The 23788-nt window shown below is 71.4% G+C and carries 22 protein-coding genes; 16 read left to right on the forward strand and 6 right to left on the reverse strand.

Annotated features, from left to right (window positions below; all coding sequences use genetic code 11):
- Positions 1–19: 19 nt before the first annotated feature.
- Entirely contained in the window at positions 20–943 is a 924-nt protein-coding gene (locus tag OU416_RS07865) for a LysR substrate-binding domain-containing protein (protein WP_270926178.1), read from the reverse strand.
- 73 nt (positions 944–1016) lie between these two features.
- On the opposite strand from OU416_RS07865, the gene OU416_RS07870 reads away from it, so the two are divergent.
- The 3 genes from OU416_RS07870 (at position 1017) to OU416_RS07880 (ending at position 4320) form a co-directional block, all read left to right on the forward strand.
- Positions 1017–2444, forward strand: a complete 1428-nt coding sequence (locus OU416_RS07870; protein ID WP_270926179.1) for an MFS transporter — start codon at positions 1017–1019, stop codon at positions 2442–2444.
- Positions 2435–2611 (forward strand): hypothetical protein, encoded by a 177-nt coding sequence (locus tag OU416_RS07875; protein ID WP_270926180.1) that lies wholly within the window; start codon positions 2435–2437, stop codon positions 2609–2611. The genes OU416_RS07870 and OU416_RS07875 overlap by 10 nt, the downstream gene beginning before the upstream one ends.
- Positions 2612–2988: 377 nt before the next feature.
- Positions 2989–4320: an MFS transporter gene (locus OU416_RS07880; RefSeq protein WP_270926181.1), complete on the forward strand. Its 1332-nt coding sequence runs from the start codon at positions 2989–2991 to the stop codon at positions 4318–4320.
- Between the two features lie 21 nt (positions 4321–4341).
- On the opposite strand, the gene OU416_RS07885 is transcribed toward OU416_RS07880, so the two are convergent.
- Positions 4342–4590, reverse strand: a complete 249-nt coding sequence (locus OU416_RS07885; protein WP_270926182.1) for an AbrB/MazE/SpoVT family DNA-binding domain-containing protein — start codon at positions 4588–4590, stop codon at positions 4342–4344.
- Positions 4591–4703: 113 nt separating this feature from the next.
- The gene (locus OU416_RS07890; RefSeq protein WP_270926183.1) at positions 4704–6026 is read right to left on the reverse strand and encodes an MFS transporter; all 1323 of its coding nucleotides are present in this window, start codon (positions 6024–6026) and stop codon (positions 4704–4706) included.
- Between the two features lie 171 nt (positions 6027–6197).
- Here OU416_RS07890 and OU416_RS07895 point away from each other — a divergent pair, with 171 nt between their 5' ends.
- On the forward strand, positions 6198–6332 hold the full coding sequence (locus OU416_RS07895) for a hypothetical protein (protein WP_270926184.1): 135 nt from the start codon (positions 6198–6200) through the stop codon (positions 6330–6332).
- Between the two features lie 255 nt (positions 6333–6587).
- Here the strand turns inward: OU416_RS07895 and OU416_RS07900 are convergent, their stop codons facing one another.
- Positions 6588–7472: a LysR substrate-binding domain-containing protein gene (locus OU416_RS07900; protein WP_270926185.1), complete on the reverse strand. Its 885-nt coding sequence runs from the start codon at positions 7470–7472 to the stop codon at positions 6588–6590.
- Between the two features lie 220 nt (positions 7473–7692).
- Here OU416_RS07900 and OU416_RS07905 point away from each other — a divergent pair, with 220 nt between their 5' ends.
- From OU416_RS07905 to fabG, 6 genes are all read left to right on the forward strand, one after another.
- Positions 7693–9012 carry an MFS transporter gene (locus OU416_RS07905; RefSeq protein ID WP_270926186.1) on the forward strand — a complete coding sequence of 440 codons (1320 nt, stop codon included), beginning with the start codon at positions 7693–7695 and terminating at the stop codon, positions 9010–9012.
- An 11-nt stretch (positions 9013–9023) separates the two neighbouring features.
- Complete coding sequence (locus OU416_RS07910) at positions 9024–10163, forward strand: acyl-CoA dehydrogenase family protein (protein WP_270926187.1); 1140 nt, start codon at positions 9024–9026, stop codon at positions 10161–10163.
- An 11-nt stretch (positions 10164–10174) separates the two neighbouring features.
- Positions 10175–12310, forward strand: coding sequence for an acetate--CoA ligase family protein (locus OU416_RS07915; protein WP_270926188.1), 2136 nt, complete (start codon positions 10175–10177; stop codon positions 12308–12310).
- A complete protein-coding gene (locus OU416_RS07920) occupies positions 12307–12669 on the forward strand; it encodes a Zn-ribbon domain-containing OB-fold protein (protein WP_270926189.1) in 363 nt (120 codons plus the stop codon). Before OU416_RS07915 ends, OU416_RS07920 begins: the two co-directional genes overlap by 4 nt.
- Positions 12670–12805: 136 nt before the next feature.
- Positions 12806–13954: a thiolase gene (locus OU416_RS07925; protein WP_270926190.1), complete on the forward strand. Its 1149-nt coding sequence runs from the start codon at positions 12806–12808 to the stop codon at positions 13952–13954.
- A 17-nt stretch (positions 13955–13971) separates the two neighbouring features.
- Complete coding sequence (gene fabG, locus OU416_RS07930; RefSeq protein WP_270926191.1) at positions 13972–14700, forward strand: 3-oxoacyl-ACP reductase FabG; 729 nt, start codon at positions 13972–13974, stop codon at positions 14698–14700.
- Positions 14701–14745: 45 nt separating this feature from the next.
- Here the strand turns inward: fabG and OU416_RS07935 are convergent, their stop codons facing one another.
- Complete coding sequence (locus OU416_RS07935) at positions 14746–16185, reverse strand: MFS transporter (RefSeq protein ID WP_270926192.1); 1440 nt, start codon at positions 16183–16185, stop codon at positions 14746–14748.
- Between the two features lie 100 nt (positions 16186–16285).
- Between OU416_RS07935 and OU416_RS07940 the strand changes: the two genes are divergently transcribed.
- On the forward strand, positions 16286–16828 hold the full coding sequence (locus tag OU416_RS07940; protein WP_270926193.1) for a MarR family winged helix-turn-helix transcriptional regulator: 543 nt from the start codon (positions 16286–16288) through the stop codon (positions 16826–16828).
- A 1-nt stretch (position 16829) separates the two neighbouring features.
- Here the strand turns inward: OU416_RS07940 and OU416_RS07945 are convergent, their stop codons facing one another.
- On the reverse strand, positions 16830–17981 hold the full coding sequence (locus OU416_RS07945; protein ID WP_270926194.1) for a CaiB/BaiF CoA transferase family protein: 1152 nt from the start codon (positions 17979–17981) through the stop codon (positions 16830–16832).
- A gap of 178 nt (positions 17982–18159) precedes the next feature.
- Here OU416_RS07945 and OU416_RS07950 point away from each other — a divergent pair, with 178 nt between their 5' ends.
- From OU416_RS07950 to OU416_RS07970, 5 genes are all read left to right on the forward strand, one after another.
- A complete protein-coding gene (locus tag OU416_RS07950; protein WP_270926195.1) occupies positions 18160–18882 on the forward strand; it encodes a GntR family transcriptional regulator in 723 nt (240 codons plus the stop codon).
- Positions 18883–18979: 97 nt separating this feature from the next.
- Positions 18980–20116: an N-methyl-L-tryptophan oxidase gene (gene solA, locus OU416_RS07955; protein ID WP_270926196.1), complete on the forward strand. Its 1137-nt coding sequence runs from the start codon at positions 18980–18982 to the stop codon at positions 20114–20116.
- Positions 20117–20132: 16 nt separating this feature from the next.
- A complete protein-coding gene (locus OU416_RS07960; protein WP_270926197.1) occupies positions 20133–21572 on the forward strand; it encodes a sodium:solute symporter family protein in 1440 nt (479 codons plus the stop codon).
- Positions 21569–22726, forward strand: a complete 1158-nt coding sequence (locus OU416_RS07965) for an NAD(P)/FAD-dependent oxidoreductase (RefSeq protein ID WP_270926198.1) — start codon at positions 21569–21571, stop codon at positions 22724–22726. The genes OU416_RS07960 and OU416_RS07965 overlap by 4 nt, the downstream gene beginning before the upstream one ends.
- A 129-nt stretch (positions 22727–22855) precedes the next feature.
- On the forward strand, positions 22856–23725 hold the full coding sequence (locus tag OU416_RS07970; protein WP_270926199.1) for an aminoglycoside phosphotransferase family protein: 870 nt from the start codon (positions 22856–22858) through the stop codon (positions 23723–23725).
- The last annotated feature ends 63 nt before the right edge of the window (positions 23726–23788 follow it).

The raw sequence follows: 23788 nt of genomic DNA on the forward strand, positions 1-23788 counted from the left end.
CACTTCGGATCAGGTGCGATCACCGCAGGCGTGATGGCGGGAGCAGCGTTGCTGCCGTGGCGCTGATCGCGTCGAGGGACGCTGCCACCGCCGGGTGGTCTCGTCGGCCGAGGCGGGTCGCCGCCGTGATCCGGCGGGCCGGGACCGGTTCTCCGTGCAGGGGCAGGCGGACGACCGGCCAGTCGTCGTGCAGGCGGGCGAGGCGGGGCACCAGGATGATGCCGAAGCCGTGGGCCACCAGGGCCGCACCGGTGTCCCACTCGTTGGCGTAGTGGGCGATGTTCGGCGTGAAACCCGCTGCCATGCAGGCAGTTCGGACGAGATCGTGGTAGGCGCCGCCGGGCAGCGCCACGATCCACGGCTCGTCGGCGGCGTCGGCGAGGGTGACCGCGCGGAGTTCCGTCAAGCGGTGCCGCGCGGGCACCACCAGGTCCAGCGGGTCGTCCAGCAGCGGCTGCTGGTCGAAGCGCTCGTCGGCGGTGGACGGCGTGTCCGCCGAGTTGATCACCAGCGCGAGGTCCGCCTCGCCCGCCAGCAGCAGGTCGAAGCACCGGGCCGGTTCGGCTTCGATCACCCGCACCCGCAGGCCCGGGTGGCGCTCGCGCAGCGCCGCGGCGGCGGGCGGCAGCAGGTTCGTCGCGGCCGTGGAGAAACCGCACAGCGTGAACGAGCCGCTGGGTTCCTCGGAGAGCGACGCGAGCTCGGCACAGGCGCGTTCGGCCTGGGCCTGCAAGGCCTCCACGTGCCGCAGCAGAGCCCGGGCCGCCGCGGTCAGCTGGATGCCGCGACCGCGCTGAGCCACCAGCTCGACGTCGAGCTCCTCGGCCAGCTGCCGGAGCTGGTAGGAGACCGCGGACGGGGTGTAGTGCAGCGCCGCGGCAGCGGCGGTGACCGTGCCGTGGTGGGCCACCAGCTGGAGCACCTTGAGCCTCGGGTCGATCATTCAACCATTTTGCACGGTTCTGTCGAAGATCGTTTGATTTTCTTTCCGAGTCGGAGCGGCCAACCTGGGAGGCGTGACGCTCGCGAACTCCCCCGCTCCCCTGCCGCTCGCCGATCGCGCGCGTGAGCTGCGCACCGGCCTGTTCGTGCTGGTCGTGCTCACGGCCGGGGCCTACCTGCCCAGTCCGCTGTACCCGGCCTACCAGGGTTCCTTCGCGATCAGCGATCTCGCCATGACGCTGATCTACGCGACGTTCGCGCTGGTCAGCGCGCCTGCGCTGCTGCTGTTCGGATCAGCGTCGGACGCCGTGGGGCCGCGGTCGGTGCTGCGGGTCAGCATCGCGCTGGCCGCGCTCGGGTCGGCCTGCTTCGTCTTCGCCTCCAGCCTGGAGTGGCTGCTGGTCGCGCGAGCCGCGCAAGGACTCGCGCTGGGCGCGGCGACCGGGGCGGCCAGTGCGTTGATCAGCGAGCGGGCGCCTGCGCGGGTGAGCGGCGCGGTGCTGGCCAGCACCGCTTTCGTGGCGGGCACGGCAGCGGGGCCGATCGCCGGCGGAGTGCTGGCCCAGTACGCACCTGCACCGCAGGTCCTGCCGTTCCTCCTGCACTTGGCGCTGCTCGGGATCGGATGGCGGCGCGTGGCGAACCTGACCGGCTGCGCACCGCGGACCGGCCGGTGGACACCGACCCGGCCGGAGATCCCGCCGGGCATCCGGGTGCTGTTCACCTCGGCCGCGGCGACCGGTTTTCTCGCCTGGACGGTGGCCGGGCTGTTCCTCGCGGTCATCCCGGCCCTCCTCGACCGGAGCGCGCAGGGCGATCAGGCGGTGATCGGCGGGATCCTGGGCGCGGTCCTGATCTGCTCGGTGCTGGCCCAACCGCTCGTGCCCCGGCTCGGCACGCGGAACGCGCAGCTCATCGGGCTCGCCGCACTGCTGATCAGCCTCGGCCTGCTGGCGGGGAGCGCCGGTGGTTCGATCCCGGTCACCCTGCTCGCCGCCGTCGTCGCCGGTGCCGGGCACGGCCTGGCCTACGGAGGTGCGGCGGCAGCCGTCGACGCGGTCGCGCCGGCCGGCGAGCGCGGCGCCATCACCGGCGCGCTGCACCTGGCCTTCTACCTGGGCGCCGGGCTTCCCGCCATCGCCGTCGGGCTCGTCACGCTCGCGCATCCGCTGGCCACGGCGACGTCCTGGGTAACCACGTGCGCGGCGGCGCTCGTTCCGCTGGCCGGTGCGGCCGTCCTGCTGGCCGCGCGGCGATCACCGGGAAGCGGCGACCGCGCTGATCGGAGCCGGACAGCACGCCTAAGCTGCTGGTCATGGGACTCTTCTCGCGGCGCAGAACGCCGACCGGGCCACCGCAGCCGTTCGCGTTCGTCGTGGAGACCGTCTTCTCGGTGCCGATGCGCGGACTCGTGTTCACCGGCCGGGTCGAGAGCGGGCAGGTGCAGCAGGGGCAGAACGCCGTCCTGCACCTCCCCGGAGACGAGCGCGCCGTGCGGGTGAAGAGCATCGACGTGCGCCGCAAGTCCGCCGCCGCGGCCGAGGCCGGTGAGGAGGCCGGGGTCTACCTCGACGGGATCACCGCGCGCGACCTGCCCACCGTGCCCGGCGGCGAGGGCGGCCTCATCGACAGCGACGCGGTCGCGGGCATCCGGCTCGTCTCGGCCTGATCCGGCCCGCGGAAAAATCAGTTGCCCGGGTTGCGGGCCGGGGCCTAACCTCCTCGGTACACAGGAAAGGAGGTGGTCCGACGTTGAAGACGTACAGGACTTGTGAGGTGGCTGTCCGCTAGGACCGCCCAGCCGGCCCAGCGTGCGTTGGTCGCGCGGGTGAGCGGTCGGCGAATACCAGGCAGCTACCCGACCCCGGGGCTCCGAACTGCGTCCGGTTCGGCCCGTCGGACCACCGACGGGAGACGGCCCCGGGGTCGCTGCTTTTCCCGGTGCGGTACAGGATTCCCCTAGCCCGGTGAGGGATTCACCACTGGGTGCGGTCCACCCGACTTCCTAACGTGTCGGTCACCACTGACCGCGCGTGAGGACTTCCGATGACTTCGACCCGGCAGGCAGAGCAGTCGTCCAGCGTGCTGCGGGTGGGGGTGGCCGCCGGTGTCGGCACCTCCCTGGAGCTGTACGACTTCACCATCTACGGCACCGCCGCGGCGCTGGTGTTCGGTGATGTCTTCTTCAAGACCGGTGACGCCTGGCTCGGCACCTTCCTCAGCCTGTCGACCTTCGCCGCCGGGTTCGTGATGGCCCCGCTCGGCGCCGCGGTGTTCGGCTGGATCGGCGACCGCAAGGGCCGCCGGACGGCGTTGTCGGCCGCATTCCTGCTGATGGGACTGGCCACGCTGGGCATGGGCGTGCTGCCCGCGTACGCCGTCATCGGTGTCGCCGCGCCGCTGCTGCTCGTCACGCTCAGGCTGCTGCACGGCGTGGCTCGCGGTGGCGAGAGCGCCGGGGCCGCGGTGCTCGCGATCGAGCACGCGCCGGTGCACCGTCGCGGCGTGTACGGCTCGTTCGTCGCCCTCGGCTCGCCGATCGGGACGATCCTGGCGAACTTCGCCTTCGCCATGGTCCTGTTCCTGCCGGACGAGGACGTGCGGGACTGGGGCTGGCGGCTGCCGTTCCTGGCCGGTGGCCTGGTGCTGCTGCTCGGGCTGTGGGTGCGCAAGGGCGTGGCGGAGAGCCCGGTCTTCCGGAAGATGGTCGCCGACGAAGCGCACGACACCCGCGTCGCGCGGCCGCTCCTGGACGTGATCAAGTCCGACTGGCGCCGCATCGGGCTGACCGCCGGGGTCAACATCGGGCTCACCGCGACGACTTTCACGCTGCTGACGTTCATGCTCTCCTACGCCACCGCCAGCGCACCCGAAGGGCTCGGGCTGCCCCGCCAGGCGATCGTGAACGGTTCCCTGCTGGGTCTGGCCTGCCACGCGATCCTCAACATCACCGCCGCGTGGCTGTCCGACCGCATCGGGCGCAAGCCGGTCATGCTGACCGGAGCCGTGCTGTCCCTGGCCGCCGCGCTGGTGATGTTCCCGATCGCCTCGGCGGGCAGCGTCTTCGCGGTGAACACCGCCGTGGTGCTGGGATTCGTCGGCACCGGCGTCCTCTTCGGACCGATGTACACCTTCTTCGCCGAGGCGTTCCCGCGCGAGAAGCGGCAGTCCGGCGTCGGCCTCGGCTACCACCTCGGCGCGGTCCTCGGCGGCGGCATCACGCCCATGATCGCGAACCGGATCATCGCGGGCACCGGCGATCCGCTCAACGTCGGCTACTACCTGGCCGCCCTGCTGACGCTGTCGCTGGTCTGCCTGCTGTTCCTCCCGGAAACCGCACCGGCCCGCCTCCGACGAGCGGAAACCCGCCGCGCATAGCGAAAAAGCGGCGAACTGCGCTCACTTCTCGTCCGCTGCCCGCTCCGCGCCCGGGCGCGACGGCATGGCCTGGGCGATGAAGCTGTCGAAGAGGTCCTGGCGCACGATCGCGATCCCCTGCTCGGCGTCGGCCAGGAGCAGCAGGGTGTCGCCGGGGCTGATCCCGAACAGGTCCCGCGCCCCCTTGGGGATGACGATCTGCCCCTTCTCCCCGACCTTGACGGTCCCGGCGAACTTGCCGGGCCCGGACGGCAGATCCTTGGCGTCCACAGCGCCTCCCACAACGAGCGGTCACACTTTTCCCACAAGTAGGATACGTGTGCCGTGCGGGTGCACGCCGAAGGGCGCCTTCGACGGTTCGAAGGCGCCCTTCCACCTGCAGATCAGGCGGCGACGGGTCGGCGCGGGGTCGCGAGGTCCCAGCGGTGGCGGGTGAGCAGCACCGGAACTCCTTCGCCCCGGGCTTCCGCCGCGAAGACCTCCGCGCGGGCGCGACGCCACCACACCACCGTGCGGGACGCGCCGAACAGCAGCAGCGCCACCAGCGCCAGCATCGCGACCCGGTACTCCGAACCGCCCGGCATGCCCTGCCCCAGGTCCAGGAGCAGCCCCACGAACAGCACGCCCAGCGCCGTCGCGGAGTGACCACCGGAGTTGGCCAGGCCGGTCGCCGTGCCGACCTGGTGCATCGGGTTGAAGTCGCGCGCCAGCACCATGGCCACGGACGAAACCGGGCCGCCGAAGGCGAAGATCAGGAACGTCGTGGCGATCACCGCGATCGGCGGGCGCCCCTGCGGCCAGCTCAGCAGCACCACCCAGGACAGCGCGTTGATCGCCAGGTAGCCCAGCACGATCCACATCCGCCACTCCGGGCGGCGGCCGATCAGCGCGCCCACCAGCGGGCCGCCGACGACCTGGCCGATGATCAGCAGGCTGAGCAGCACGCTCGCCGTCGACGCAGGCACGCCGAGCCCGTTCACCAGGTACGGGAAGCCCCACAGCAGCGTCAGCGCACCCGAGGCGAACAGCGTGCTGAAGTGCGTCCAGAACGCCAGCCGGGTGCCCGGCACCGACCACGCCTCGCGCACCTGCCGGAACACCGCCCCGCCGCGGCGCGGCTGCGCACCACCCGGCGCGACGTCGCGCACGACCGTGCCGGTCACCGTCGCGTATCCCAGCGTGAGCGCGCCCACCAGCAGGAACGTCGCGGCCCAGCCCAGGTTCTGCAACGCCATCGCCAGCGGGAACGTGGCCGCAACACCCCCCAGCGCCCCCAGCGCGCTGGACACCGTTGCCACCAGCGCGTACCGGCGGGCGGAGAAGTGCGATGCCACCAGCCGCAGGATGCTCACCCACATCAGCGCGTCGCCCAGGCCCAGCACCGCGCGGGCCACCAGGCCCGCCGAGTACGAGTCGGCGACGGCGAAGAGCACTTGCCCGGCCCCCATGAGCACCACCGCGACGGTGATCACCCGGCGGGAACCGAAGCGGTCCACCAGCAATCCGGTGGGAATCTGCATGGCGGCGTAGATGCCGACCTGCAGGACCGTGAACGCGCTCAGCGCGGCCGGACCGACGTCGAAGCGGTCCAGCGCCTGCGTTCCGGCGACCCCCAAGCTCCCCCTGTGAAAGACCGCGGCGAGATAAGCGATCACCGCCGCGCCCCAGATCCACCAAGCCCGACGCTCCGGCCGGTCGGCAGTCACCAAAGACCTCCTTGTTCAGATGTGCGGACCGGTCGGCGTCGACCGGTTGTCCACCGTGCTTGTCGTGGACCACCGCACCGGAGTTACGCCGAACCGGAGTGCACTGCGCCACATTCCACCATTCTCGTTTCACACCAAGTAAAACTCGCAGCGAGGTCCACAATGGATATTGTGACGCAGATCGTCGAGGTGCGATTCGGAGCGGACTCCAGCGCCGCCACAACGCCCGCCAGCCCGCATCTCGGCCGTCGGCGGTGGTGCCGGACGTTCGCGATTTCGCGCGAAATCGTCGACACCCACGCCTGAGCGGTGACGATTTCGCGCGAAATCGCAAGCGGCCCCACCACGCCCCGGGACCGGACGTGCCAAGCCGCGATGCCCGGACACCAGCGGCGACCAGACCGGCTGGCGATCAGGGACACCGTCGGGGCTCCGTCTGGGGGAGCGGGTGCGGTTCCGAAGCGCGTTGACGCGATTTCGCGCGAAATCGTCGACACCTGTGCCCAGGCTTTGGCGATTTCGCGCGAAATCGGCAGCCCGCCCACCACCCTGGCCGAGCGGTCAGAGCTCGGCGACGACCTCGTCCAGGAGTCCGATCAGACCGGCCAGCGCCGGGTTCGCGTCGTCCGCGCGCCACACCAGCGCCAGCGGAACCGGTGGCGCGTCGTGCACCGGCACCAGCACCACGCCCGGCACCTTCAGGTGCCCCGCGGTCGCCGGGACCAGACCGATCCCGGAGCCGGCCCCCACCAGCGACAGGATCGTGTGGGTGTCCGGTGCCTCCTGCACGAAGCGCGGGCTGAAGCCGTGGCGCAGGCAAGCCGCCTGCACCAGCTGGTTGACCACCGACCCCCGGTTGGTCGGGTAGCTGATCACCGGCTCGCCGCGCAGGTCGGCCATCCCGACGCCGCGGCCGACCAGGCGGTGGTGCTCCGGCAGGGCCACCGCCAGCGGGTGCCGCTCCAGCTCCCGCACGCGCAGGCCCTCGGTCGGCACCGGCAGCCGCAGCAGCCCGGCGTCGACCTCCTGCTGGTGGATCCGGTCGACCAGCTCGCCGCCGTAGAGCGGGCTGAGGATCTCGAAGCGCACGTCCGGGTAGCGCTCCCGGAACTTGCGCACGATCAGCAGCATCACCTGGTAGGAGGTCTGCCCGCTGAACCCGAGCCGCACCGTGCCGATCTCACCGGCCGCCGCCTGCCGCGCCAGCCTCGGCGCCGCTTCGGCCGATTCCAGCGTCTTGCGCGCCTCGCGCAGGAACGCCTCGCCTGCCGCGGTGAGCGCGACCTGCCGGGTGGTGCGCCGCAGCAGCGGCACCCCGATCTCGTGCTCCAGGCGCTTGATCTGCTGGGACAGCGGCGGCTGGGACATGTGCAGCCGGACCGCGGCGCGCCGGAAGTTCAGCTCCTCGGCGACGGCGACGAACGCCTGCAGGTGGCGCAGCTCCACACCGACCTCCCGACCACGAGCGGCTTTGCCCAGGTCAACGCGCATTGTGTCGCGCAGCCGAATCAAACCTAGCCGATTTTGGTGTTAGACGGAACACATCCGCTGACCTAGCTTCGAGGCACCGGGGATCGCGGCGCGGCGTTCAACGCGTTGGCCAAATCATCCGGCGCCCCAACGGTTTTCGACCTGCTGCGGCAGGAGTCCGGACGGAGCCAGTGCGATGAGACGTCTTTCCGAGCAGGAGAGGATGGGCCGCAGAGCGGGCATCGCTTCGTTCGTCGGCACCAGCATCGAGTGGTACGACTTCTACATCTACGGCACCGCCTCCGCGCTGGTGTTCGGCAAGCTGTTCTTCCCGGTGGTCACCCCCGCGATCGGCGTGCTGGTGTCGTTCGCGACGTTCTGGGTCGGCTTCCTGGCCCGCCCGCTGGGCGGCATCGTCTTCGGCCACCTCGGCGACCGGGTGGGCCGGAAGAAGGCGCTGATCATCACGCTGCTGCTGATGGGCTTCACCACCGTCGGCATCGGCCTGCTGCCCACCTACGCCACCATCGGCATCGCCGCGCCGATCCTGCTGGTGCTGCTGCGCGTGGTGCAGGGCCTGGCCGTCGGCGGCGAGTGGGGCGGCGCGGTGCTCATCGCCACCGAGCACGCGCCGAAGGGCCGCAGCATCACCTCCGGGTCCTGGGCCCAGCAGGGTTCGCCGTCCGGCCAGATCCTCTCCGCGCTGGCCTTCACCCTCGTCTCGCAGCTGCCCGACGACGACTTCTACAGCTGGGGCTGGCGCATCCCGTTCCTGGCCTCGGCGGTGCTGGTGGTGCTGGGCCTGGTGATCCGGCTGAGCATCGCCGAATCGCCGCAGCTGACCAGGCTCAAGGAGACCGGGCAGGTCGCGAGGTTCCCGCTGCTGGACACCTTCCGCCACCACACCGGGCTGGTGGCGCTCGGCGTGTTCGCCTGCGCGATCGTGTTCTCCGCGGCGTACTTCAAGAACACCTTCGCGGTGTCGTGGGCGACCAACGAGCTGGGCTTCGAGCGCGAGACGTTCATGACCGTGGTGCTCATCGCCAGCATCACCCAGTTCTTCGTGCAGCCCTTCGGCGCGGTGCTGGCCAGCCGGTTCGGGGTGCGCAAGGTCGTGACCATCCTGCTGGTCGCCGAGCTGCCGGTGATGCCGCTGATGTTCCTGCTGATCAGCACCGGCAGCTTCGCGTGGTCGGTGGTCGGCATGGTGGCCGCGACGCTGCCGCACGTGATGTTCTACTCGATCCTCGCCGGGGTGCTGGCCGACGCGTTCCCGGCGCGCGTGCGCTACACCGCGATCTCGCTGTCCTACGGCCTGGCCGGGACGCTGCTCGGCGGCACCACCCCGATGATCGGGCAGCTGCTGCTGACCTCCTTCGGCTCGATCGTGCCGGTGATCGGCTGGGCGGTGGTCACCGTGCTGATGTCGCTGATCGGCGTCCGGGCCCTGCTGACCCGCTCCGCGCGGGCGGCCGCGGAAACCGAAACCTCCGGCGTCAAGGCCGGGGCCGAGTGATGGGTGGTGCGATGGATCCGAACGTGTTCGACGACGTGCTGCGCACGGTGCGCGACTTCGTCCGCGGCGAGGTGGTGCCCGCCGAGGACGAGATCGAGCGGACCGATGCGATCCCGGCGCGGCTGCGCGAGGCCGCCGCGGACATGGGACTGTTCGGCTTCGCCCTGCCGGAGGAGCACGGCGGGCTCGGCCTGTCGATGAGCGAGGACGTCCGGCTGGCGATGGAGCTGGGCTACGCGGTCCCGGCGTTCCGGTCGATGTTCGGCACCAACAACGGCATCGCCGGGCAGGTGATCGTCAAGTACGGCACCGCGGAGCAGCAGCGGCGGTGGCTGCCTCGGCTGGCCGCCGGGGAGGCGATCGCCTCCTTCGCGCTCACCGAGGACGGCGCGGGCTCGGACCCGAGCTCGGTGCGCACCAAGGCGGTCCGCGACGGCGAGGAGTACGTGCTCTCCGGTGCCAAGCGGTTCATCACCAACGCCCCGCACGCCGATGTGCTGGTGGTCTTCGCCCGCACCGGCGAGGACGTGCACGGCGGCATCTCGGTGTTCCTGGTCGAGACCGGGCTGGACGGGGTCCGGATCGGGCCGCCGAACGCGAAGATGGGCCAGGCCGGGGCGCACACCGCGGAGGTGTTCTTCGACGACGCCCGGGTGCCCGCGGCGGCGCTGGTCGGCGGGCAGGAGGGAACCGGCTTCACCGCCGCGATGTCCTCGCTGACCCGCGGGCGGCTGCACATCGCGGCCATCTGCGTGGGGCTGGCCGGGCGGATCGTCGAGGAGTCGGTGCGCTTCGCCGCCGAGGCCGAGCAGGGCGGCAAGCCGATCGGCCGGTTCCAGCTGGTGCAGGCGCTGCTGGCCGAATCGCAGGCGGAGTACTACGCGGGCCGGTCGATGGTGCTGGAGGCGGCGCGCGAGTACGACTCCGGCACCGACACCAGGCTGGCGCCCTCCTGCGCGAAGTTGTTCTGCAGCGAGATGGTCTCCCGGGTGGCCGACCGGGCGGTGCAGGTGCACGGCGGGTCCGGGTACATGCGCGGCGTTGCGGTGGAGCGCTTCTACCGCGATTCCCGGGTGTTCCGCATCTACGAGGGCACCAGCGAGATCCAGAAGCTGATCATCGCCAAGCAGCTCCTGCGCCAGTTCACCTGAGGAGGATCACCGTGGCCAACTCCGCGATCCAGCGCCTGCTGCACCCCCGGTCGATCGCCGTGCTGGGCGCCTCGGACAACCCGGTCAAGCTGTCCGGGCGGCCGATCGAGCTGATGAAGCGGTTCGGCTACACCGGCAGGCTGCTGCCGGTCAACGCCCGGCGCGCGGAGGTCCAGGGCCTGCCCGCCTACCGCGACCTGGACGAGATCGACGGCGAGATCGACCTGGCCATGGTGATGCTGCCCGCCGACAAGGTCGCCGACGGGCTGCGCGACTGCGCCGCGCGCGGCATCCCGGCGGCGATCGTCGGGGCCTCCGGCTTCGCCGAGCTCGGTGCCCGCGGCGAGCACCTGCAGCGGCAGCTGGAGGCGGTGATCGCCGAGACCGGCATCCGCGTGCTGGGGCCCAACTGCCTGGGCATGTTCAGCCTGCGCGATCGCGCGATGCCCACCTTCACCTCGGCGATGGACGACAGCTCCGCGCTGGTCGACGGGCCGGTGGCCTTCGTCAGCCAGAGCGGCGCCTTCGGCACGTTCATCTTCAGCGCGGCGCAGCAGGCCGGGCTGGGCATCTCGCACTTCCTCAACACCGGCAACGAGGCCGACCTGTCGGTGGCCGAGGTGCTGGGCGGGCTGGTGGAGACCGACGGCGTCGAGGTGCTGATGGCCTACCTCGAAGGCGTGCACCGGGGCCAGGAGCTGCTGGCGGTGGCACGCCGGGCGCACGAGCTGGACAAACCGATCCTGGTGGTCAAGGTCGGCAGCTCCGAGGCCGGGGCCCGCGCCGCCCAGTCGCACACCGCTTCGCTGGCCGGGGAGGACGCCGTGTTCGACGGCGCGGCCCGGCAGCACGGCATCGTCCGGCTCGCCGGGCAGGAGCAGCTGCTCGACACCGCGCAGGTCTTCGCCGGCGGGCGGCGGACGCGCGGTCGCCGGTTGAGCACGCTGTCGCTGTCCGGTGGCGCCGGTGTGCTCATGGCCGACGTCGCCAGCGACAACGGCCTGCTGGTGCAGCCGTGGGAGGAGGCGTGGCAGCAGCAGATGGCCGAGGTCATCCCGGCGTACGGTTCGCCGCGCAACCCGATCGACCTGACCGCCACGCTGATCAGCGAACCGGATCTGCTGCGGCGCGGCCTCGACGTCGCGGTGCGGCACCCCGGCACGGACATGATCGCGGTGCTGCTGGGCAACGCCGACAACGCCTCCGCGCAGCTGATCGACGCGATCGAGCAGGCCCACCGCGCCACCGACCGGCCGCTGGTGGTGGTGTGGACCGGTGGCAGCGGCCGTCCCCGCAGGCGGCTGCAGGAGCTGGGGATCCCGTGCTTCACCGATCCCGGCCGGGCCGCCGCGGCGCTGGGCAAGCTCGCCGACTTCAGCCTGCGCCCGCCGCTGCCCGCCCCCGAGCGCCCGGACGACGTCGACGAGCAGGTGGTCCGCGCGATCGTCCAGGACCTGCGGGACGAGAACCGCACCCAGCTCGACGAGCACGAGTCGAGCCGCTTGATCGCCGCCTACGGCATTCCGTGCGCGGGCGCTTTCCCCGCCGCGACACCGGATGCGGCGGTCGTCGCCGCGCACGAGCTCGGCGGTCCGGTGGCGGTCAAGCTGCTGTCCCGGAGCATCGGTCACAAGTCGGACGTCGGCGGAGTGCGGCTCGGTCTGACCGAGGACGCGGAAATCCTTGTAGCTGCGGAGGAATTGCTGACCATCGCCTGCGAAGCCGGTGATCCCCAGGCCCGGCTGCTGGTGCAGCGGATGGCCGCGGGCACCGAGCTCATCGTGGGCATCAAGCGCGACCCGGCGTTCGGCCCGGTCGTGGTGGCCGGGTTCGGCGGCGTGCTGGTGGACGTGCTGGCCGACAGCCGGGTCGGCGTCGCACCGCTGGACGTCGGTGCGGCCGAACGGCTGCTGCTGTCGCTGCGCGGCAGCCGCCTGTTCGGCGAAGTGCGCGGCAAGCCCGCGCGCGACCTCGGGGCGGCGGCCGAAGCGGTGGCGCGCTTGTCCTGGCTGGCCCACGACCTGGCCGACGACATCGCCGAGCTCGACGTCAACCCGCTGCTGCTCGACGAGGCGGGCAAGGGCGTCGTCGCGGTGGACTGCCTGGCCGTGCTCGCGGAGGATTCGACGGAAGGTGCGCAGGGATGAGTGAGATGACGGCGCCGGAGGTGGTGTTCCGGGACGGGCTCGCCGCCGGTGAACTGCGGTTCCAGCGCTGCCGGAAGTGCTCGGCGGCGGTGTTCCAGCCGCGCGTGCTGTGCCCGGCGTGCGGCAGCGACGACCTGTCCTGGCAGCGCAGCAGCGGACTCGGATCCGTCTACTCCACGACGGCGGTGCGCACCCGCGAAGGCGCGCACAACGTCGCGCTGGTCGACCTGGACGAGGGCTTCCGCATGATGTCGCGGGTCGAGGGCGTCGACCGGGTGATCATCGGGATGCGGGTGCGGCTGGCCGTGGTCGAGCAGGACGGGCAACCGGTCGCGGTGTTCCGGGAAGCGATGTCATAACGCCCCTTGGCCAACCGGATTCCTGCCCAACCGCACCTCAGGGGACCATGATGCAACCCAGCCACAAGAAACCGCAGAACGCGAGATCAATCCGGACGCAACCACCACTGAAAAACGCGGAGAGGCGGGACTGCTCATGACCTTGCGCGGTACCACGGCTGTCGTCGGCGTGGCCGAGTCCGATCTCGGGCAGGTCGCGCCGGGACTGACCCCGCTGGACCTGGCCGGGCAGGCCACGGTGCGCGCCCTGGCCGACGCCGGGCTCGAAAAGTCCGATGTGGACGGACTGTTCACCGCCTCCTCCTACTACCCCATGTCGGGCATGGACACCGCCGAGTACCTGGGCATCCGGCCGTCGTACGTGGACGGCTCGACGATCGGCGGCAGCTCGTTCGTCTCGCACCTGCTGCACGCCGCCGCGGCGATCGACGCCGGGCTGATCCGCACGGCCCTGATCGTCTACGGCAGCACCCAGCGCTCCGACGGCGGCAGGCTCGTCTCGCCGTCCAAGCCCAACCCGTACGAAGCGCCCTACCGGGCCCGCCACCCGGTCAGCATGTACGCGATGGCGGCCGCGCGGCACATGCACGAGTACGGCACCACCCGCGAGCAGCTGGCCGACGTGGCGGTCGCCGCGCGGCAGTGGGCGCAGCTCAACCCGGCGGCGTTCGCGCGCGACCCGCTGACCCGCGAGGACGTGCTGGCCGCGCGGATGATCAGCGATCCGCTGACCAAGCTGGACTGCTGCCTGGTCACCGACGGCGGCGGCGCGGTGGTGCTGACCAGCGCGGATCGCGCCCGCGACCGGCCCGGAGAGCCGGTGTTCCTGCTCGGCGGCGGTGAGGCGGTCTCGCACCGCAGCATCTCGGCGATGCCCGATCTGACGGTCACCGCGGCGGCCGAGTCCGGCAGGCGGGCGTTCGCGATGGCCGGGCTGAAGCCGCGGGACGTCGACGTGGTGGAGCTCTACGACGCCTTCACCATCAACCCGGTGCTGTTCCTGGAGGACCTCGGGTTCTGCGCGAAGGGCGAGGGCGGCGCGTTCGTCGCCGATGGCCGCATCGCGCCGGGCGGCGAGCTGCCGGTGAACACCAACGGCGGCGGGCTGTCCTACTGCCACCCCGGCATGTACGGGATCTTCACCATCATCGAGGCGGTGCGCCAGCTGCGCGGCGAGTGCGGTGACCGCCAGATCGCCGACGCCGGTGTGGCGCTCGCGCACGGCAACGGCGGCGTGCTGTCCAGCCAGGTCACCGCGATCTTCGGCACCGGACGGGCACTGTGACTTCGAGGAGGATGTTGATGCTGCAGGACAAGGTCGCGGTGATCACCGGCGGCGGCAAGGGCATCGGGTTCGCGATCGCGGAGAACTTCGCGGCCCACGGCGCGAAGGTGGTGCTCGCCGACATCGACGGCGCTCAAGCGCAGAAGGCCGCGGCGGAGCTCGGCGGCAGCGCGCTCGGCGTGACCTGCGACGTGACCGACCCGGACGCGGTGCAGGCGGCGATCGAAGCGGCCACCGGCGAGTTCGGTTCGCTGGACGTGATGGTGAACAACGCGGGCATCACCCGCGACGCCACGATGCGCAAGATGACGCTGGAGGACTTCGAAGCCGTCCTGGACGTGCACGTCAAGGGCGCCTGGCTGGGCACTCGCGCCGCGGCGGCGGTGATGCGCGATCAGGGCAGCGGATCGATCGTGAACATCTCGTCGATCTCCGGCAAGGTCGGCATGATCGGCCAGACCAACTACAGCGCCGCCAAAGCGGGCATCGTCGGCCTGACCAAGGCGGCGGCCAAGGAGGTCGCGCACAAGGGCGTGCGGGTCAACGCGGTGCAGCCCGGCCTGATCCGCACCGACATGACCGCGGCCCTGCGCGAGGACGTCTGGAACGCGAAGCTCCAGGAGATCCCGATGCAGCGCGCCGGTGAGCCCTCCGAGGTGGCCGACGTGGTGCTGTTCCTGGCCTCCGGGATGTCCTCGTACATGACCGGCTGCGTCCTGGAGATCACCGGCGGCCGCCACCTCTGACCCGGCAGGAGGCGCCGTCCGTCCGACGGCGCCTCCGCGCTGCCGTCAGGAAGCGGCTTCCCGGTCTTGCGCCGATGGTTTCGGGATGACCCCGGCGAGAGCCGCCGCGAGGAGCATCACGACGATCTCGAAGACCAGTGCGCCGGTGAACGCCTCCAGGTGATCGGCGTGCGCGCCCACGAGGCCGAAGAAGATGGCTCCCACGGCGGCAACACCCGTCGCGCCACCGATCTGCCCGGCGGTGATGAGCCCGCCCGATGCCGCCCCGGCGTCCGAGGGCCGGACCCGGGCGAGGGCGACGTCGGCGACGGTCGGCGCCACGAGTCCCATCCCGATGCCGCAGATCAGCAGCCCCGGGAGCGGGTGCCACCAGGACAACCCGTCTCCGGCGAGCACGAAGGCGACGAGCAGGGCCGCCATCCCCGCGGCCTTGACGAGGGCGCCCAGGCGGATCAGGCCCCGGCCGAGGCGCGGTACCAGCGGGAAGGACAGCGCCGAGCTGACCGCGATGCCGAGCGAGTACGGGATCAGCAGCAGGCCCGCCTCGCGGGGCGCGTAGCCGTACCCGTCCTGCATGACCATCGCGAAGACCATCAGGAAGCCGACGACGCCGGCGAAGAAGACCGTTCCGGCCAGGAATCCACCGGCGAAGCCCCGCTGGCGGAACAGGCGGGGCGGAAGCAGCGGCATCCCGCCCTCGCGGTCGCGGCGGCTCTGCTGCCGGGCGAACAGGGCGAACAGCGGCAGCGACGCGACCAGGATCGCGATCGTGCCCGCGCTCCACCCGTGCTCGCCCGCCTGCGTCAGCGGCAGGAGCAGGCACACGAGGGGCGCCGCCAGCAGGACCACTCCGAGCGCGTCGAAGCTCTGCTCGCCGTCGGCGCGCGATTCGCGCAGCAGCAGCACCGAGGCGATCACCGTGATCGCACCGATGGGCAGGTTGATCAGGAAGATCAGCCGCCAGCCCAGGTCCCACAGGTCCAGGTCGACCAGCAGGCCGCCGAGGATCGGCCCGCCGATCGTCGAGACACCTTGCACCGCGCCGAACGCCGCGTAGGCCTTGGGACGCTCGGAGGGTGTGAATTCGACCTGGATGACCGAGAGGATCTGCGGGGTCATGAGCGCGGCGAACACGCCTTGCAGGACCCGGCCGACGATCAGCACCGCTCCGGAAGGCGCCGCGCCGCAGAGGGCCGAGGTGAGCGCGAAGCCTGCGACGCCGACGACGAACATCCGCTTCCGCCCGAACGCGTCGCCCAGCCTCCCGCCGGTCACCAGCAGCGCCCCGAAGGCGAGCGGGTAACCGGCGACGATCCAGGTCGTAGCGGTGGTCGAGGTGTCGAGGTCTTCCCTGATCGACGGGAGCGCGAGGTTGACGATGGCCACGTCGAGCAGGTCCATGGCCATCGCCGCGAGCATGACCACCAACGCGGCGCCGCGGCGCAGGTCGCGCCCGGACCTCCGCTCGTCTTCGCGGACTGGCAACAGCCACCTCCAAGGTTCAGCGTTGAACAGTTTAGAGCTGAACCGTAGCAGGTGGTTAGGTTAAGCTGTGAACTGTTTCCGCTCGATGAAGGGAGTGCAGTTGACCGGCAGCACCGTGGCGGAGCTCGACGACGGAGGCTTCGACGCCTGGCTGGGCGTGTGGAAGGCGCACACCCTCGTCATCCGCGAGGTGGAGCGCGCGCTGCGATCAGCCGGAGCGCCGTCGGTTCCGGCGTGCGAGGTGCTCAGCCGCCTCGCCGCGGCCCCCGACGGGCGCCTCCAGATGCACGAGCTGGCCCGGCGGTGCTTCGTCAGCAAGAGCGGCATCAGCCAGCTCGTCACCCAGCTGTCCAAGCAGGGGCTGGTCGAGCGCCAGAGCGACCCCGACGACCTCCGCACCACCTACGCCGCGCTGACCGATCAGGGCGAGCAGGCCCTGAGCACGTACGGCCCGGTGTTCCTGCGCGCAGTCCGCGAGAACTTCTCCCGCCACCTCGGAGGCGACGACGCTGCGGCGCTGTCGCGCATCACCGCGCGGTTGATCACCGGCCACGGCGAGGCCCTCGAAACCGGGGAAGCGCCGGGGACCCGGCCGAAGGCACTGCGCGACATCGTCACCGGGGGCACCGACCCGGCGGGGTGACTCAGTCGCAGGGTGGTTCGGCGTGGCCGCCGAGTTCGGCGAGGATGGCCTGGGTGTGCTCGCCGACCTCCGGGATCGGGTCCATGCGCGGTTCGCGCCCGGCCACCGTGACCGGGGGCAGCAGGGTGCGCAGCGGTCCGGCGGGCGAGTCGACCTCGCGCCAGCGGTCGCGGGCCGCCAGCTGCGGGTGCGCGGCGAACTCCGACACCGTGCGCATCCGGGCGTTGGCGATGCCGACCTGCTCCAGCCGCTGCTCGATCTGCTCGCTGCTCATCGACGCGAACACCGCCTCGATCGCGACCTTGAGCTCGAAGACGTTGGCCACCCGCCTCGGGTTGGCGTCGAACCGCGGATCACCGGCCAGGCCGGGCTGGTCGAGCACCTGCTCGCAGAACTTCACCCACTCCCGCTCGTTCTGCACGCCGAGGAACACCTGCCCCCCGTCGCCCGCGGCGAACGGCCCGTAGGGCGCGATGGCGGCGTGCCGCGCTCCGGCCCGCGGCGGCTCGGTCCCGCTGTAGGAGTAGTAGTACGGAAAACCCATCCACTCGCCCAGCGCGTCGAACAGCGACACCTCGAACGCCGTGCCGCGCCCGGTGCGCTCGCGCTCGTACAGCGCGGTGAGCACTCCGGTGTAGGCGTACATGCCGCCGGCGATGTCGGCGGTGGAGATGCCGGTCTTGGCCGGTTCCTCCGGGCTCCCGGTGATGGAGACCAGTCCGGTCTCGCACTGGATGAGCAGGTCGTAGGCCTTCTTGTCGCGGTAGGGCCCGGAGCTGCCGTACCCGGAGAGGTCGCACACGATCAACCGCGGGTCCTTCGCCCGCAGCTCGGCCGCACCCAGGCCGAGGCGTCCTGCCGCGCCCGGGGCGAGGTTCTGCACGAACACGTCCGCGCGGTCCAGCAGCTGGTCCATCACCACCCGGTCGGCCGCCGACTTGAGGTCGAGGACGATGCTCTCCTTGTTGCGGTTGAGCCAGACGAAGTGGCTGGACAGCCCCTGCACCGACGTGTCGTAGCCGCGGGCGAAGTCGCCCGCCGGGCGCTCCACCTTGATCACCCGCGCCCCGAGATCGGCCAGCTGCCGGGTGGCGAACGGGGCGGCGACGGCCTGCTCCAGGGAAACCACGGTCACGCCTTCCAGCGGAAGCATCGACCCGCTCTCCTTCCCGCCGAGGGATTTGTACGGCCAATCGAACGTCAGCTGCCCCTGAGATGTCAATGCTGCTCCGCAGCAGCGGAATCGACTATGGCCGTACATATCCGGCGTTCATTTGACCGTTCGAAAAGGCTATTGACCGGTCAAATGACGGCAAGCTAGATTCCACCTCGTGGCAACCCCGGCGTACCTGCGCATCCGCACCGAACTGGAGCAGCGGATCCGCTCCGGTGCGCTGCCGCCCGGCAGCCGGCTGCCCACCGAGGCCGAGCTGCAGCAGCAGCACTCGGTCAGCCGCGCGACCGCGCAACGAGCGCTGACCGAGCTGGCGCAGGCCGGGCTGGTGGAGCGCCACCGGCGGCGCGGCACCTTCGTCGCCGAAGGCGCGCGGCAGGAGAACCTGCTGCGCGTGGTGAACCCGGCGTTGCAGGGCCCGGAGATCCCGGGCAGGCACGCGGTGGACTCCGCGGCGGTGATCCCGGCGCGCGATGCCGACGTCGAACTCCCCGGCGTGCCCGGCGACACGCCGGTCAACCAGCTGCGGCGGCTGAAGTTCGACGTGGACGACAACCCGATCGCCGTCGAGCTCTCCGCCGTTCCGTTCTCGCTGGCACCACGAATGCTGGACGAGGACCTGGCACACCTGACCGTGCACGACTACTTCGCCCGCACCGGCGTGCCGGCGGCCAAGTCCCGGGTCTACATCGACCCGGTCCTGCTCGACCAGGCGACCGCGACCCGGTTGCGGATGTCCGCGGGCGGTGCGGTGATCCGGCTCCGCAGGCTGACCTGGCTCACCGACGGCAAGCTCGCGGAAGCCATGTGGCACATCATCCGGCCGGACCTGGTCGAGTTCTTCATCGAGCAGACCGTTCTGTCCACACCGGACTCCTGATTCTCCGGTACCGCGTTTCCGCGGTGCAGCTCTTCCCAGCGCCAGTCCTCCCACGACTGCGCCCTCTTCCGCGCTTCTCCGCACTTCTGGAGCGACCATGAGCCAACCTCGCGTCGCAGTGATCGGCACCGGTGTGATCGGCGCCATGACGACCTGGCAGCTCGTCCGGCGAGGAGCCGACGTGCTCGCCTTCGACACCTACTCCCCCGGCCACGACCGCGGTGCCTCCGCCGGGGAGTCGCGCATCTTCCGCACCGCTTACAAGGAGGGCTCGAACTACGTCCCGCTGCTGCAGCGCGCCGGCCGGTCGTGGCGCGAGCTGGAGCGGAGCGCGAGCGCCGAGCTGCTGACGATGTGCGGCGGCCTGACCATCGGCCCCGCCGACCACCCCGACGTCCAGGCGGTGCGGCGGTGCGCGGAGGAGCACGGCCTCGACCACGAGGTGCTCGACACCGAACTCGCCCGCGAGCGATTCCCCCAGCACCGGATCGACGACGGCGAAGTCATGGTGCTCGACCCGGCCGCGGGCGTGCTGCGCCCCGAGCCCGCGGTGCAGGCCGCGTTGCGCATCGCGGCCGATGCGGGCGCGAAAGTCCTCCCGCACCACCGGATATCCGAGGTCGCCGAGACCGCGCACGGGTGGCGGATCACCAGCGGCGGCACCGACTTCGACGTCGACCACGTCGTGTTCGCGCCCGGCCCGTGGGCGCGCGACCTGGAACCGCTGCGCTCGCTGCCGATCGAGATCCGGCGGATCACCGCCTGCTGGTTCGCCGCGCGCGACACCGCCGCGCACCGGCCGGACCGGCTGCCGATCGCGATCCGCCGCCACCGGGATGCCGGGTTCTCCTGCTTCCCGCTGCTGGACGGCGTTTCGGTCAAGATCGTGCCGCACCACCTGGGCTGGCCCGCCCTGGACAGCCCGGACGACCTGCCGCGCAGCGCCGAACCCGAGTTCGCCCGCGCGGCGGCCGCCGCCGCGGCACGGCTGCTGCCCGGCGTGACACCGCACCCGGTGCGCATCGGCACCTTCGCCGAGGGCTTCACCCCGGACGAGCACGCCCTGCTGGGCCCGCTGCCCGGGCACCGCAACGCCACGGTCATGACCGGCTTCTCCGGTCACGGCTTCAAGCTCGCCCCGGTGTTCGGCGAGATCGGCGCGGACCTCGCGCTGCGCGGGAGCACCGAGCACGACATCACCCAGCTGGACCCCGACCGCTTCGCGCGCGCGTGACCACCGGAGGTCGACCATGCCCACAGGATCCACCGGACAGATCATCGGGATCGTCGTCGCCAGCCTGCTGGTGATCGGCTTCGGCATCGCCATGTCCGTCTACTTCGGACGGAAGGCGAAGAACTCGCAGGACTGGCTCTCAGCGGGCGAATCGCTGCCGCTGATCGTCGTCATCATCACCCAGTTCGCCACCGCCACCGGCGGCGGCGTGCTGATCGCGCACGTCGGCATCGGCTACCGCTCCGGCTGGTCGGTGTTCATCTACGAGGGCTGCGTGCTGGTCGGCTTCCTCGTGCTGATGCTGATCGCGAAGTGGCTGCGGCAGCAGCGCTTCACCACCGTGCCGGACATCATCACCAGGCTGTTCGGGCAGCACAAGCTGGTCACCGCGATCGCCGCGCTGGCCGCCCTGGTGGTGCCCTTCGGCTGGCTGGCCACCCAGTTCGTCGCCTTCGCCCAGCTCTTCGGCCAGCTCACCGGGGTTTCGCCGACCGCGCTGATCCTGCTGATCATGGTGGCGTCGCTGCTGTTCGTGCTGCCGGGCGGGCTGACCTCGGTGGCCTGGACCGACTTCGTGTTCGGCATCTTCATGATCGCGATGTCGCTCGGCGTGGCGGCCTACGCGGTGCACCTGGCGGGCGGCTGGGGGCACATCACCGCGACGGTGCCGCAGCGGCTGTGGGGCTGGGAGGGCTTCACCGCCGTCGGCTGGGAGCAGATCTGGCTGTGGGTCGCGGCGATCCTGCCCGGTACGCTCACCAACCAGCTCTACTACCAGCGGGTCTTCGCCACCAAGAAGGTCTCCGACGCGCGCCGCGGGCTCGGCCTGTCCGGCATGACCATGCTCATCGGCGGCATCTACGCCGGGTGCATCGGGCTGGCGGTGCACTCGATGAACCCGGGCCTGGCCAACGAGGAGGACGCGGCGGGCTGGCTGCTGACCCAGCTGCCGACCTGGTTGGTGGTCGTCTTCGGCGCGTTCCTGGTCTCGACGATCGTGTCCACCACCGGCGCCGCGCTGCAGTCCGTGGTGGCCAACCTGACCCGCGACGTGTACCAGAACATCGTCGGCAAGGAGCAGAGCGAGCGGCAGGCCGTGTCGCTGTCCCGGCTGATCACGGTCGGCGTGTCGGTCCTGGCCGCGGTGCTGGCGATCCTGTTCCCCAAGGCGCTGACCTGGCTGGTCGCCACCTACGCCTACTCGGCGGCCGCGCTGGCCGCGCCCATCTTCCTCGGCTACGCGCTGCACAAGCGCCGCCGGCTCACCCCGCTCGCCGCGATCGCCAGCATGCTCACCGGCATCATCGGGTGCGCCGTGGCGCAGGTGCTCGACACCACCGTTCCGTACGCGGTGTACGGCATCGGCGCGTCGACCGTGGTGCTGCTGGCGGTCGCGTTCGCCACGCCGGGGAAGCCGAGTGCAGATGTCCGCAGCGAACTAGTGAGGGAAGCATGAAGATCGCCGTGATCGGTCTCGGCGTGCTGGGGGCCGGTGCCGCCCGCGCGCTGGCGCTCGCCGGCGCCGAGGTGACCGCCTTCGAACGGACCGCGCCGCTGGCCGGGACCTCGGGCACGTCGTTCGCCTGGACCAACTCGCACAGCAAGAACCCGCGCTCCTACCACGACCTCAACGTCGCGGGCATGGCCGAGCACGCCGAGCTGGCGAAGTCCGGCTCGGACTGGTTGGTGCGCAACGGGAATCTGGAGTGGGCGCAGGACGCGGCGGGCGCTGAGCGGCTGGCCGCGTCGGTCGCGGAGCTGACCGGGCGCGACTACCCGGTGGAGTGGATCAGCCCGGACCGGGCCCGCGAACTCGTGCCCGACCTGCGGATTCCCGGCGAGGTGCGCGACATCGCCTACTACCCCACCGAAGGGCACGTCTTCCCGGCGCTGCTGGTGGCCCGGCTGTGGGGCGAGGCGCGCGAGCACGGCGCGGAGCTGCGCTGCCCGGCCGAAGTGCTCGACGTGTCCGAAGCGGATGGCCGAGCACGTGCGGAGCTCGCCGACGGCACAGCCGATTTCGACGCCGTGGTGGTGGCGACGGGCCGCTGGACCGAAACCCTGACCGCGGCGGCCGGGTACCGCGTCCCGATGGCCGACCCGGACGCGGCGGGCTCGGCGACGGTGGGCCTGCTCGGCTACACCCGCCCGCTGGCCACCCGCCTGGACCGGGTCCTGACCACGCCGGACCTCAACGTCCGCCCGGACGGCGCGGGCCGCCTCATCGTGCAAGGCCTGGACCTCGACGCGCACGCGGATCCGGCGAACCCGCCGTCTCCCGGCGGCGACCACGCCCGGACCCTGTGCGGCCGCCTCAACGACCTGCTCGCCGGTACCGAGGGCGCGAGCCTGGAATCGCTCCGGGTCGGTCAGCGCGCGATGCCCGCCGACGGCCTCACCGTCGCCGGATTCCTGGGCGGCAGCGGCAAGATCTACACCCTCGCCACCCACAGCGGCATCACCCTCGGCCCGCTCCTGGGCCGCCTCGCAGCGCAGGAGGTCCTCACCGGAAACCTCGCGGAAGCCCTGACCGACTTCCGTCCCCAGCGCCTGATCGGCCGGTCCGGCCTGCCACCCCTGAAACCGGCCCGCTTCGCAGGCCAGCAGTGACCCGGCATCCGCCCGGGCGAGCCGGATAAACCGGTTGTTCGGGCTGCGAGGCCATGACACGCTGCCGTCAGCCACGGGCTGCCGGCAGCGTGCCATCCGATTTCCCGGGCTCACCGACAGGAGCTGTTCTTGACCGCCGAGACGACCCCGCCGATCGACGCCGCACTGGCGAGACGTCTGGTCGATGCGCAGTTCCCGCAGTGGGCCGGATTGCCGCTGCACCTGCTCGAACCGGCCGGGTCGGATCACGTGATCTACCGGCTGGGCGAGGAGCTGTCCGTTCGGCTCCCCCGCCACGCCGACGCGATCGAGCAGGCGCGGAAGGAAGCCGAGTGGCTGCCCCGGCTCGCCCCGCACCTGCCGCTGACCGTCCCCGCGGTGGTGGAGGTCGGCGAACCGGGCTTCGGCTACCCGTGGTCGTGGGCGGTGTCGCGCTGGCTGGACGGCGAGGTCGCAACCGCCGACGCCCTGTCCGACTCGCACGAAGCCGCTGTCGCGCTGGCCGAGTTCCTGACCGCGCTCCACCGGATCGACACCGGGAGCGCCGAGGGCCTCACCGGTGAGCCCCTGGCCGCGCGGGACGCGGAGACGCGATCCGCCATCGCGGAGGTCGGCGGCGCTTTCGACGCCGCGGCGATGACCGAGCTGTGGGACACCGCCCTCGCCGCCCCGGAATGGGACCGCCCACCGGTCTGGTTCCACGGCGACTTCCACACCGGCAACCTGCTGACGACCGGCGGCCGCCTCAGCGCGGTCATCGACTTCGGCGAGCTCGGCGTCGGCGACCCGGCTTGCGACCTGCTCATCGCCTTCACCCTCCTGTCGGCCGAAACGCGAGCCACCTTCCGCACCGCGCTCGGCGTGGACGACGCCACCTGGACCCGCGGCCGCGGCTGGGCCCTGGCCACCGGCCTGAACGCCTACACCTCCTATGCCACGACCAACCCCCGAGTCGCAACCCAGACCACCCGCCAGATCACCCAAGCCCTCCACGGCTGAACCAGGCCGCCCCGGCGGGCGCTGCGTCAATTTCGTACGAAATTGACGCCGACCTGTGCGGAC

It is taken from the genome of Saccharopolyspora indica (assembly GCF_027853965.1).
Lineage (GTDB): Bacteria > Actinomycetota > Actinomycetes > Mycobacteriales > Pseudonocardiaceae > Saccharopolyspora > Saccharopolyspora indica.